The organism is Pseudonocardia sediminis (genome assembly GCF_004217185.1).
Classification (GTDB): Bacteria; Actinomycetota; Actinomycetes; order Mycobacteriales; family Pseudonocardiaceae; genus Pseudonocardia; species Pseudonocardia sediminis.
The window spans coordinates 6,171,040-6,182,870 of sequence record NZ_SHKL01000001.1; the positions used below are offsets into that span (position 1 = coordinate 6,171,040).

General features: G+C 72.2%; 9 protein-coding genes. 4 read left to right on the forward strand and 5 right to left on the reverse strand.

The window, feature by feature from the left end:
• Positions 1 to 309: 309 nt before the first annotated feature.
• The 5 genes from EV383_RS28875 to EV383_RS28895 form a co-directional block, all read right to left on the reverse strand.
• The gene (locus EV383_RS28875) at positions 310 to 1,119 is read right to left on the reverse strand and encodes an alpha/beta fold hydrolase (protein ID WP_130293043.1); all 810 of its coding nucleotides are present in this window, start codon (positions 1,117 to 1,119) and stop codon (positions 310 to 312) included.
• Between the two features lie 32 nt (positions 1,120 to 1,151).
• A complete protein-coding gene (locus EV383_RS28880; protein ID WP_242623357.1) occupies positions 1,152 to 2,180 on the reverse strand; it encodes an LLM class flavin-dependent oxidoreductase in 1,029 nt (342 codons plus the stop codon).
• 176 nt (positions 2,181 to 2,356) lie between these two features.
• A complete protein-coding gene (locus EV383_RS28885; RefSeq protein WP_130293046.1) occupies positions 2,357 to 3,244 on the reverse strand; it encodes a MaoC family dehydratase in 888 nt (295 codons plus the stop codon).
• The gene (locus tag EV383_RS28890; RefSeq protein ID WP_130293049.1) at positions 3,244 to 4,626 is read right to left on the reverse strand and encodes a 3-oxoacyl-ACP reductase; all 1,383 of its coding nucleotides are present in this window, start codon (positions 4,624 to 4,626) and stop codon (positions 3,244 to 3,246) included. Before EV383_RS28890 ends, EV383_RS28885 begins: the two co-directional genes overlap by 1 nt.
• Positions 4,623 to 5,924, reverse strand: coding sequence for an acetyl-CoA C-acetyltransferase (locus tag EV383_RS28895; protein ID WP_130293052.1), 1,302 nt, complete (start codon positions 5,922 to 5,924; stop codon positions 4,623 to 4,625). The genes EV383_RS28890 and EV383_RS28895 overlap by 4 nt, the downstream gene beginning before the upstream one ends.
• Before the next feature lie 133 nt (positions 5,925 to 6,057).
• On the opposite strand from EV383_RS28895, the gene EV383_RS28900 reads away from it, so the two are divergent.
• The 4 genes from EV383_RS28900 to EV383_RS28915 all read left to right on the forward strand — a co-directional run bounded on the left by EV383_RS28900 (position 6,058) and on the right by EV383_RS28915 (position 11,830).
• Positions 6,058 to 6,744 carry a TetR family transcriptional regulator gene (locus EV383_RS28900; protein WP_130293054.1) on the forward strand — a complete coding sequence of 229 codons (687 nt, stop codon included), beginning with the start codon at positions 6,058 to 6,060 and terminating at the stop codon, positions 6,742 to 6,744.
• Positions 6,741 to 8,735: an acyl-CoA dehydrogenase family protein gene (locus EV383_RS28905; RefSeq protein WP_130293057.1), complete on the forward strand. Its 1,995-nt coding sequence runs from the start codon at positions 6,741 to 6,743 to the stop codon at positions 8,733 to 8,735. Before EV383_RS28900 ends, EV383_RS28905 begins: the two co-directional genes overlap by 4 nt.
• A 187-nt stretch (positions 8,736 to 8,922) precedes the next feature.
• Entirely contained in the window at positions 8,923 to 9,357 is a 435-nt protein-coding gene (locus EV383_RS28910; protein ID WP_130293059.1) for a DUF4333 domain-containing protein, read from the forward strand.
• Between the two features lie 160 nt (positions 9,358 to 9,517).
• The gene (locus EV383_RS28915) at positions 9,518 to 11,830 is read left to right on the forward strand and encodes an FdhF/YdeP family oxidoreductase (RefSeq protein ID WP_130293062.1); all 2,313 of its coding nucleotides are present in this window, start codon (positions 9,518 to 9,520) and stop codon (positions 11,828 to 11,830) included.
• Position 11,831: the final 1 nt, after the last annotated feature.

Here is an 11,831-nt window from a genome sequence, read left to right on the forward strand (position 1 = left end):
ACCGAGGAGGCCGAGGAGACCGGACGTCCTAGTCGAGGCCGCGCACGATGTGCGTCTCGTCGACGTCGAAGGCCTCGCCGCGGTCGGCCTGGGTCGCCTCGGCACGGGTGTCGGTGGTCTGCACGATGAACCTCCTGCGTTCGCCTCGGGCCCGGCCGGCGCCGGTCCCGTTTTCCCTCGTCCAGCATGACCCTCGGGCGGCCCGGGATGCGATCCCGGAACCGTCAGGTCCTCGTCAAGAACTGAATGCTGAACATATCGGGAACGGAAGTCACGGCGTTTCGGATCTGTTCCGGTTCCTGAACCGGTTCAGGTGTCCACTCCGTTCAGGAACGACAGCAGATTCGTGAGATAGGCCTCCTGGTCCTCCAGGAACGGGGCGTGCCCCACGCCGTCGAAACGCACCAGGCGGGCGTCCGGGAAGAGGTCGGCCGAGGCCGCGACGCCGGAGTAGGACATGAACCCGTCGTCGGCGCCGGCCAGCAGCAGGACCGGGCAGGTGATGCCGGGCAGCAGCCCCCGCTGGTCGACGTCCGCGAGCGCGCGCATCGTGTCCGACACCCGCGGGCCGGACTCCAGGAACTGACCCCACAGCCAGGCGAGCGTCGGCTCGCTCTGCGGTGCCGCGCAGACGGCCTCGGCCACGGCGCGGAACGCCCCCGCCCGGTCGGCGAGCAGCCCGGCCAGGACGCCCTCGACGTCGTCGACGGTGCTGCCGTGGGGCCAGTCGTCGGAGGCGGTGTAGCGCGGGGTGGCGCCGGCGGTGAGCACGAGCCCGGCGACCTCCGCACCGAGCTCGGCGGCGGCCGCGACGACCACCGCCCCGCCCAGCGACCACCCGGACAGGACCGGGCTCCGCAGCTCCAGCTCGCGCACCAGGGCGACCACGTCGCCGGCGAGCGCCTCGATCGACACGTCGGCGAAGTCCTTGTCCGAGCGCCCGCACGCCCGGAGGTCGAGCACGACCACCTCGTGCCCGGCCGTGAGCAGCTCCGACACCGTGGAGTCCCAACAGTGCCCGGTGACGGCCCAGCCGTGCACCAGCACGACGGCGCGTCCGGATCCCGAGTAGTGCTCGTAGTAGACGTGCTTGCCGGAGTCGACCTCGAGCTGGGCCATCGCGGGTCTCCTGGGTGTCGGGAGCCGCGACGCTATCCGGTCAGCGCCGCCCGCACCTGCGGCATCACCTGCGTGGCCAGGTACTCGACGCGCTCGGAGCCGGACTCGACGCTCTCCCCGGGCAGCTGCGCCCAGAAGTGCACGTCGCGGATCTGCGGGCAGCCGCGCAGCAGGGCCGTCAGCTCGGTGACGGCGGTGGCGGCGTCCCACAGCTGGAACGCACCGGCATCCACGATCGACTGCGCGTCCGGGAAGCGCGGGACCTCGTCCGGCGGCCCGAACGCGCCCCAGGAGATGTACTCGTTGAGCTGGTAGAGAGCGTGCTCGCCGATCCGGGCCCAGGTCCGTTCCGGGTCCTCGGCGATCACCGCCCACTGCCCGGCGTAGATCCGGGCCTCGTCGAGCGGACGGCCGACCCTCTCGCAGGCCGCCAGGTAGGACGCCTGGTGCGCGTTCTGGGTGCTGAGGAAGCCGTCCGCGATCCGGGCCGCGCGCTCGATCGCGACGTCGGCCATCGCGCCGACGAGCAGCTGCGGAGGCTGCTCGGGGACCGGCGTGACCGGCAGCGCGGGCAGCGAGTAGCGCCGGCCCTCGATCGGCTCGCGCGACCCGGACCACGCGCGGCGGATCACCGCGACGCCCTCCTCCAGCAGGCTCGGCCGGTTGACGACCTTCTGCCCGAACGCCGCGAACTCGCGTTCCCAGTAGCCCTGCCCGACGCCCAGGTCGAACCGGCCGCCGGTCAGCAGCGACAGCGTGGCGGCGTCCTCGGCGAGCCGGATCGGGTCGTGCAGCGGCGAGACGATCAGGTTCGTCCCGATCCGCATCGACGTGGTGCGCTGGCCGATCGCGGCGGCCAGCACGAACGGCGACGGGCTGTAGCCGTCCTCGCAGAAGTGGTGCTCGGTGAGCCACACCGATCCCAGCCCGAGGCTCTCCGCCCAGGCGATCTGGTCCAGGACCTCGGCGTAGAAGCGCGAGAACGGACGCTGCGGGTCGGGATTGCGGAAGTCGTACCAGAGCCCGAAGGTGGGCTCCTCGATCACGGCCGATCCGGACACGGGGCCTCCTTGAGGTGACGTGGGCCACGCTGCCCACGCCACGCCAGGATTGTCTACCAACCGCCCGTCCGGTGTCACTGCTCCCTGGCGGTGAAGACCCGCCCACCTCGTCCAGCGATCGGCACTCTCGTCGCAAAGGTTCCGACGAGAGTGCTGCTCGCTGAGGACGGGTGGGTTCAGGCGGGGGTGACCCTCCCGGCCAGGTGCACCTTCTCCGGCTTCTTCGCCGCTCGGACGGCCAGCGACCAGTCGTCACCGTCCTGCTCGGTGACCAGTTCTACCGTGGACGGCAGGAGCAGCGGCTTGCGGAACACCACGTCGTAGGTCGCGGCGTCCGGGATCCGTCCCTGCAGGGCCGCGACGGCGCGGGCCGCGGTCCACATACCGTGCGCGATCGCGCGCGGGAAGCCCATCGCTTTGGCGGTGAGCGGGTGCAGGTGGATCGGGTTGACGTCACCGCTGGCCGCGGCGTAGCGACGCCCGGTGTCCCCGGCGACCTTCCACGTCGCGGTGCCGGTCCCGGTGGGGGTCGGCGCTTCGGCGATGTCGGTGCCCGGCTCCTTCTCCGCCGAGGCCTTCGCACCCCGGGACAGGTAGGTGCTGCGGCCCTCCCACACCACCTCGTCGCCGACGCGGGCCTCGGCGACGAGATCGACCTGCGCCCCCTTGGCATGGGTGACGAACCGGTCCGCGTGCACCCGCAGGTCCAGCGTGTCGGCCGGGGTGACCGCCCGGTGTGCGGTGATCCGGTTGGCCAGGTGCACCAGCCCGGGCAGCGGCAGCGGGAACGACCGGTCGGCCATCAGCACGACCTGCAGAGGAAACGCCAGAACGTGCGGGTAGGTCAGCGGCAGCGCGCCACCGATGCCGAACCCGCAGGCCAGGGCGTAGTCGGCGAGGTGGTCCTGCTCGACGGTCACCCCGCGGCGCACGATCTCGCGCGCCGGGAGCTCGCGACCCCCGCCGCCGGGCAGCGCGGCACCGGCGGCCGCGCGGGTGTAGAGCGGCCCGAGCGACGGCGGCCCGTCCAGCTCGGTGACCTTCCGATCCACTGAGGCGGTCATCAGGCCCCCAGCATCGACTGGCCGCACACGCGCACGACCTGCCCGTTGACGCCGCCGCTCTCGGCCTGGCCGAGCCAGCCGATCGTCTCCGCGACGTCGACCGGGAGACCGCCCTGCTTGAGGCTGTTCACCCGCCGTCCGGCCTCGCGGGTGCCGATCGGCATCTTGCCGGTCATCTCGGTCTCGATGAACCCGGGCGCGACCGCGTTGATCGTCACGCCGCGCTCGGCGGCCTTCGGGGCCAGCGCACGGACCATGCCGATCACACCGGCCTTGGACGCGGCGTAGTTCGTCTGCCCGCGGTTGCCGGCGATGCCGCTCTGCGAGGAGACGCAGACGATCCGCGCCGACTCGTTGAGAACATCGCTGTCCAGCAGCGCGGCGTTGATCGTCAGCTGCGCGCCGAGGTTGACCGCGAGGACGGAGTTCCAGCGGTCGTCGGTCATGTTGGCCAGCAGCTTGTCGCGGGTGATGCCGGCGTTGTGGACCACCAGGTCGACCCCGCCGTGGCGCTGGCGCAGGTGCTCGATCAGGCGCTCCGCTGCGTCGTCGGCGGTGATGTCGAGCTGAAGCGCGGTGCCGCCGGTGCGGTTGGCCGTCTTTGCGAGGCCCTCGCCGGCGGCGGGGATGTCGACGGCGACGATCGTGGCGCCGTCGCGGGCGAGGGTCTCGGCGATGGAGGCGCCGATCCCGCGTGCCGCCCCGGTGACGACGGCGACGCGCCCGCGCAGCGGCAGGTCGGGGTCGTGCGGGTCGTCCATCCCGGCCGGGTCCAGCGTCGGCCCGACCGGCACCGTGACGTGCACGTTCTGCCCGTCGACGTAGGCCGAGCGCGACGACAGGAAGAACCGGACCGTCGAGTCGACGGCGGACGGCGCCGCGTCGCCCGCGACGATCACCAGGTTCGCGGTGGCGCCGAAACGCAGTTCCTTGCCGATCGAGCGGACGAACCCGTCGAGGGACTGGGCCACCGCGGCGGCCTCCGCCCCGGACGCCTCGCCGGGCTCGGCGCCGAGCAGCAGCACCCGCCCGGACGGGCCGAGCTTCTTCACCGCCGGGGTGAGGATCTGCTGCGCGGTGGCCAGGTCGGCCAGCGTCGTGGCGCCGGTCAGGTCCAGCACGACGCCGTTGAGCTTCTCCTCGCCGGCAGTGTCGATGCTCGTCCCGTTGTCGCTCCTCTCGGCGGTGACGGAGCGCTGCCCGTTGTCCTCGACGAGCGCCGAGATCGGCTTGGCGAACCGGCCGTCGCCGACGCTCGTGACCAGCACCGGGCCGGACAGCAGCGGCTGCCCCGGCTCGAAGCGGCGCAGGCGCGGGACCGTCGGGACGCCGAGCTGCTTGGCGATGGGGGTGTTCGAGAGGTTGCTCAGAAGATCGCTCATGCCTTCGCCTCCAGGATCGCGACGACGCCCTGACCACCGGCGGCGCAGATCGAGATCAGGCCCCGCTGGTCCTTCTTCTCCTCCACGGCCCGCTCCCGCAGGAGCTTGGCCAGGGTGGCGACGATCCGCCCGCCGGTCGCGGCGAACGGGTGCCCGGCGGCCAGCGAGGAGCCGGCCACGTTCAGCTTCGTGAGGTCGATCGAGCCCAGCGGGGCGTCGAGGCCCAGGCGCTCCTTGGCGAAGCGCGGGTCCTCCCACGCCTTCTGGGTGGCCAGCACCTGGGACGCGAACGCCTCGTGGATCTCGTAGAGGTCGAAGTCCTGCAGCGTGAGGCCGTTGCGGGCGAGCAGCCGCGGCACCGCGTAGACCGGTGCGGTGAGCAGCCCGTCCGGGCCGTGCACGTAGTCGACTCCCGCCGTCTCGGAGTCCACGACGTGCGCCAGCACGGGCAGGCGGTGCTCCGCGGCCCACTCGTCGGAGCCCAGCAGCACCAGCGCGGAGCCGTCGGTGAGCGGGGTCGAGTTGCCCGCCGTCATCGTCGCGTCCGGGCCCTTGCCGAACACCGGCTTGAGCTTGCCCAGCTTCTCCACCGACGAGTCGGGGCGCAGGTTGTTGTCGCGCGTCAGCTTCAGGTACGGGGTGACGAGGTCGTCGAAGAAGCCGCGGTCGTAGGCGGCGGCGAGGTGCTGGTGGCTGGCGGCGGTGAGCTCGTCCTGCTCGGCGCGGCCGATCCCCCACTCCAGCGCGGTGCGGGCGGCGTGCTCGCCCATCGACAGGCCGGTGCGCGGCTCGGAGTTCTGCGGGATCTCCGGGACGATCTGCCCCGGGCGCAGCTGCCCGACGAGCTTGAGCCGGTCGACCGGGGTCTTCGCGGCGTTGAGCCGGACCAGGACGCGGCGCAGGTCGTCGTTGAGCGCGATCGGGGCGTCGGAGGCGGTGTCCACACCACCGGCGACGCCGCTCTCGATCTGCCCGAGGGCGATCTTGTTGGCCACCGCGATCGTGGCCTCCAGGCCGGTGCCGCAGGCCTGCTGGATGTCGTAGGCCGCGGTCCCCGGGTTCAGACGGCTGCCCAGGACGGCCTCGCGGGTGAGGTTGAAGTCGCGCGAGTGCTTGAGGACCGCACCGGCGACGACCTCACCGAGACGCTCGCCGGCCAGCCCGAACCGGGCGACCAGACCGTCGAGCGTGGCGGTGAGCATGTCGAGGTTGGACGCGCGGGAGTAGGCGCCGTTCGCGCGGGCGAACGGGATCCGGTTGCCGCCGATGACGGCGGCGCGCCGGGTGCTGGCAGGCATGGGGACGTCCTTCCTGGGATACGGACCGGGTGTCGGCCCTGTTCGTGCGGAGTCCGATGGGCTTGGGGGCCCGATGGTGCTGCTGCGTACCGCCGGGTAGCCGATACTCAAGGTACACGGTACTGTCGGTGTCGTGAAGACGGCACGGGATCGACGCGACAGCCGATGGGACGCCCACCGCGAGCAGCGGCGCGCCCAGCTCGTCGGCGCGGCGATCGGTGCCATCCGCCGCCACGGCGCCGGCGTCGGGATGGACGACGTCGCCGCGGCCGCCGAGACGTCCAAGACCGTCGTCTACCGGCACTTCGGCGACCGGAGCGGCCTCTACACCGCGGTGTGCGAGTCCGTCGCGGCCGTACTGCTGGGAGAGATCCGCAGCGCCACCATCGAGGCGATGGGCGCCCCGGACGGTGGGCCGCGCGCCGCGGTCTCCGCCGGGATCGACGCCTACCTCAGGCTGATCGAGTCCGACCCCGAGCTGTACCGCTTCGTCGTCCACCGGCCGTTGCTCACCCAGCCCACCGGGTCGCGGACGGCGTCGCCACCGCAGTCAGCCGATCCGGTGAACGACCTGGTCACCGTCATCGGCGACGAGATCGCGACGGTCATCGGCGACCGCCTGCGCAGCACCGGGAACGAACCGGGCGACGCCGCCCGCCCCTGGGGCCACGCGATCGTCGGCCTGGTCCGCGGCGCGGCGGACGACTGGCTGATCCGGCCGAACGGGATGACCCGTGAACGGCTCGCCACACACCTCACCGACCTGGCCTGGTCCGGACTCTCCGGCCTGGCACCGCATGTGCAGGAGGACCACGCATGACCCGCACCCCCGTCCCCGCTCCCTCCGTCGACGCCCTGCGCCACGTCGTCGACGGGCGGTGGGCGAACGTCCGCGACGAGACCCGCGAGGAGATGGGCCGCCACGGCCTGTCCGCGGACCCGGACTTCACCTCCGAGCAGTACCGCGCCTGGGTGCTCGAAGCGCTCAAGGTGCTCGTCGCCTCCGGCCGCCCGCACACCGGCTTCGACCCGTCCGTCGGCGGGAAGGGCGACGTCGGCGGCGTCGTCACCTCGTTCGCGATGCTCGCCTACGGCGACCTGTCGCTGCTGGTCAAGGCCGGCGTCCAGTGGGGCCTGTTCGGCGGCGCCGTGCAGGTGCTCGGCACCGCGCGTCACCACGACCGGTACCTGCGCAGCATCATCGACGGCGAGCTGCTCGGCTGCTTCGCGATGACCGAGACCGGTCACGGCTCGGACGTGCAGCACCTGCACACCACGGCGACCTACGACCGCGCCACCGAGGAGTTCGTGATCGACACCCCGCACCCGGGGGCACGCAAGGACTACATCGGCAACGCCGCCCGCGACGGCCGGATGGCGGTCGTGTTCGCGCAGCTGGTCATCGGCGACCAGAAGCCCGGCGTGCACGCGTTCCTCGTCCCCCTGCGCGACGAGAACGGCACCGTCCTGCCCGGCGTCGAGGTCACCGACGACGGCCGCAAGGCCGGCCTCAACGGCGTCGACAACGGGCGCCTGGCGTTCTCCGGCGTCCGCATCCCGCGCGAGAACCTGCTCAACCACTTCGCCGACGTCGCCGCGGACGGCACGTACTCCAGCTCGATCGAGAACGAGACCGCCCGCTTCTTCACCATGCTCGGCACGCTGGTGCGGGGCCGGATCAGCGTCGCCGGCGGTGCCGGTGCGGCCGCCCAGAAGGCCCTGACGCTGGCGATCCGCTACGGCGAGCAGCGCCGCCAGTTCACGAACCCGTCCACCGGCGAGGAGACCGCCGTCCTGGACTACCTGGTGCACCAGCGCAAGCTGCTGCCCGCGCTGGCCACCAGCTACGCGCTGCAGTTCACCCAGGACGACCTGGTGGCGCGGATGCACGAGATCCAGGCGCCGGGCAAGCCGAAGGCCGGCGCGCGGGAGCAGCGCCAGCTCGAGCAGTCCGCGGCCGGGATCAAGGCGATCGCGACCTGGCACGCCACCGCGACGATCCAGACCTGCCGGGAGGCCTGCGGCGGCGCGGGCTACCTGGAGGAGAACCTGCTGCCGGCGCTCAAGGCCGACACCGACGTGTTCACCACGTTCGAGGGCGACAACACCGTCCTGCTGCAGCTGCTGGCCAAGGAGCTGCTCTCGGACTACGGCCGGACGATCAAGAAGGGCAACCCGCTCGGGATCGCCCCGCTGCTCGGCCGCCAGCTCGCCAGCGTCGGAGCGGAGAGGACCGGGCTCGCGTCGCTGCTACGCCGGATCCCGGGCGTCGCGCTCGACCTGGGCGACCGTAAGAGGCGCACCGCGCTGCTGCGGACGCGCCGCGAGGACACCCTGGCCACCGCGATCCGCCACCTCGCCCCCGCGATGCGCAAGGGCAACGACGAGTTCGCGGTGTTCAACGCCTCGCAGGACCTGCTGCTCACCGCGGCCCGCGCGCACGTCGACGCGCTGGTGGAGGAGTCGTTCCGCAACGCCATCGTCCGTACGACCGAGAGCAGCGAACGCGGAACGAGCATGGGCACCGACGCGTCGGTGAAGGGCCTGCTCGAGCGGGTCTACGACCTGCACGTGCTCTCGGTGATCGACCGCGAGCGCGCCTGGTACCTGGAGACCGGACGCCTGACCGCGGCCGAGTCGCAGACGATCCGCCCGCTGGTCAACGAGCTGTGCGTCGAGCTGCGCCCGCACGCCCGGCTGCTGACCGACGCGTTCGGCATCCCGGAGGGGTGGCTCTCCGCCCCGATGCTGGACGGCCCCGCCCCGCTCCCGGTCGAGGCCGGCGTCGCCGACGTGGTGGCCGCCGGCTGACCCGGTCCAGCCGGCCGGCCGAAGGGCGGGTCACGATCCGCACCCCTGCCGTCGATCCGCACGCCGTGCAGGGGGTGCGGATCGTCGGACGTGGTGCGGATCGGGCCGTCGGGGTTCCGGATCACTGCTAACGATCACCGGGACGGCGACGAGCGTTCGATCATGATCTCGAGAACAGCCGCGCACCGTGGCGCTGCGGTCGCCGCTCGCCCTCGCCACCCTGTCCACGACCCTCGGGTGCGGTGGCCCGGCCGCCGACCCGGCCGTGGCCCCGACGTCGGCGGCGCCGGTGTCCGCAGCCCCGGCGGCCACCACCGCGCCGCCGGCGACCACACCCGCGGAGGACCCCGCCGGGACGGACGCGACGGCGGTGGAGGCACCGCTGGATCCGGGTGAGGGCTCGGTCGACGGGCCCGACGTCGCCCGGAGCGTCTCGGACCAGCTCACCAAGGTCGTCGGCCGGTCGCCCGACTCGGTGACGTGCCCGAACCTGCTCGCGAAGGTCGGAACGGCGATCCGCTGTGAGCTTGTCGACGGCGCCGACCGCTACGGCGTGACCGTGACCTCGGTCGAGGGGACCGACGTCGCGTTCGACATCAAGGTCGACGACCAGGTCTCCTGACCCCGGGTCCGCGGGCCGATCCGGGATGGACGTCCGTCCGGGACCGGTGTGAGCGGCGCGTGCCGGGCGACACCGGGCGAGCCCGTTCGACGCTCCTTAGACTGGGGCACAAGGTCGGGAACCACCCGCTTCCCGTCGTCCCACAGTCTGGCGAGGTTTCGTGTCCACACCCCCCATCGACCCGTCACTCGACCACGCGGTCGCCGAGGACGAGGGCCTCTCGGTCTCCGAGCGGAAGACCTACGCCGCGGGCATCCCCGCCGTCGCGGTCAGCATGATCCGGTCGCTGCGCCAGCAGGGTCCGAAGAAGACGGCCAAGAACCTGCTCACGCTCAACCAGGTCGACGGTTTCGACTGCATGAGCTGCGCGTGGCCGGACCCGGCACCGGGCGAGCGGCACACCGCGGAGTTCTGCGAGAACGGCGCGAAGGCCGTCGCGTGGGAGGGCCAGCGCGCCGAGGTCGGGCCGGAGTTCTTCGCCCGGCACTCGATCGACGACCTCGCCACCCGCACCGGGTTCTGGCTGGAGAGCCAGGGCCGGCTGACGCACCCGATGGTGCGCCGGGGCGGTGGGAGCCACTACGAGCCGATCTCGTGGGAGGACGCGTTCGACCTGGTCGGGGAGCACCTGAACGCCCTGGACAGCCCGGACGAGGCGGTGTTCTACACCTCCGGCCGCGCGTCGAACGAGGCCGCGTTCGTCTACCAGCTCTTCTCCCGCGCCTACGGCACGAACAACCTGCCCGACTGCTCGAACATGTGTCACGAGTCGACCTCGGTCGGCCTGGCGCAGGCGATCGGCGTCGGCAAGGGCTCGGTCAGCCTGCAGGACATGCACGAGGCGGACCTGATCGTCATCTCCGGCCAGAACCCGGGCACGAACCACCCGCGGATGCTCTCCGCGCTGGAGATCGCCAAGAAGAACGGCGCGCGGATCCTGGCGATCAACCCGCTGCGTGAGGCCGGGCTGATCGAGTTCAAGAACCCGCAGTCGCCGACCGGCGTCGTCCGGGGCACCGATCTCGCCGACGAGTTCCTGCAGATCCGCTCGGACGGCGACCTCGCGCTCTGGCAGGCGTTCGGGCACCTGCTGCTGGCCAAGGAGGAGCTCGAGCCGGGCAGCGTCGTCGACCGTGACTTCGTCGAGCGGCACACGAACGGCTTCGACGCCTACGCCAAGCACGTCGCCGACCTCGACCGCGAGCTCGTCTGCACCGCGACCGGCCTCGAGTGGTCGCAGATCGAGCGCGCCGCGGACATGCTCGCGAGCTCCAAGCGGATCATCAACTGCTGGGCGATGGGCATCACCCAGCACCGCAACGCCGTCGCGACGATCAAGGAGTTCGTCAACGTCGCCCTGCTCCAGGGCATGATCGGCAAGCCGGGCGCGGGCCTGTGCCCGGTCCGCGGGCACTCCAACGTGCAGGGCGACCGCACGATGGGCATCTGGGAGCAGGTCGCCGACGAGTTCCTGGACGCGATCCGCGACGAGTTCGGCTTCGAGCCCCCGCGCGAGCACGGCTACGACGCGATCGCGTCGGTGCAGGCCCTGCGCGACGGCCGGGCGTCGGTGTTCGTCGGCCTCGGCGGCAACTTCGCCCAGGCCATGTCCGACACCGAGGTCACCGAGAAGGCGCTGGCGTCCTGCCGGCTCACCGTGCAGATCTCGACCAAGCTCAACCGGAGCCACCTCACGGCCGGGACCGACGCGCTCATCCTGCCCGCGCTGGGCCGCACCGAGAAGGACCTGACGGGCGGCCGCGAGCAGCGGGTCACCGTCGAGGACTCGATGTCGGCGGTGCACGCCTCCCGCGGGCGGTCCACCCCGATCGGCGAGCTGCTGCGCTCCGAGGTCGACATCCTGTGCGGGATCGCCCGCGCCACCCTCGGCGAGAAGCACGGCATCCCGTGGGCGTCGTTCGCCGCGGACTACGACCGGATCCGGGACCGGATCGGGCGCGTCGTGCCGGGCTGCGAGGCCTACACCGAGAAGGTCGCCCGCCGCGGCGGCTTCACCCTCGCCCACCCGCCGCGCGACTCGCGGACGTTCCCGACCGAGTCCGGCTTCGCCGAGTTCACCGTCAGCCCGACCGTGGTCGCCTCGGTGCCCGAGGGCCGGCTGGTGCTGCAGACGATGCGCAGCCACGACCAGTTCAACACCACGATCTACGGCCTCGACGACCGCTACCGCGGCATCCACAACGGACGCCGGGTCGTGTTCATCTCGGCCGAGGACCTGCGTGAGCTGGGCTACGCCGACGGGGACCGGGTGAACCTGGTCGGTGAGTGGACCGACGGCGTGGAGCGCCGCGCCGACGACTTCCGGCTGGTCACCTACTCGACGCCGAAGGGCTGCGTGGCCGCCTACTACCCGGAGACGAACCCGCTGATCCCGCTGGACTCGTTCTCCGACCAGAGCCGCACGCCGACGTCGAAGTGGGTCGTCGTCCGCCTGGAGCCCGCCACCGTCTGAC

Excerpts from the sequence above, each read along its gene's own strand:
- EV383_RS28875 (WP_130293043.1), bottom strand. The coding sequence starts at position 1,119 with ATGGCCCAGCTCGAGGTCGACTCCGGCAAGCACGTCTACTACGAGCAC.
- EV383_RS28885 (WP_130293046.1), bottom strand. The coding sequence starts at position 3,244 with ATGACCGCCTCAGTGGATCGGAAGGTCACCGAGCTGGACGGGCCGCCG.
- EV383_RS28890 (WP_130293049.1), bottom strand. The coding sequence starts at position 4,626 with ATGAGCGATCTTCTGAGCAACCTCTCGAACACCCCCATCGCCAAGCAG.
- EV383_RS28895 (WP_130293052.1), bottom strand. The coding sequence starts at position 5,924 with ATGCCTGCCAGCACCCGGCGCGCCGCCGTCATCGGCGGCAACCGGATC.
- EV383_RS28905 (WP_130293057.1), top strand. The coding sequence starts at position 6,741 with ATGACCCGCACCCCCGTCCCCGCTCCCTCCGTCGACGCCCTGCGCCAC.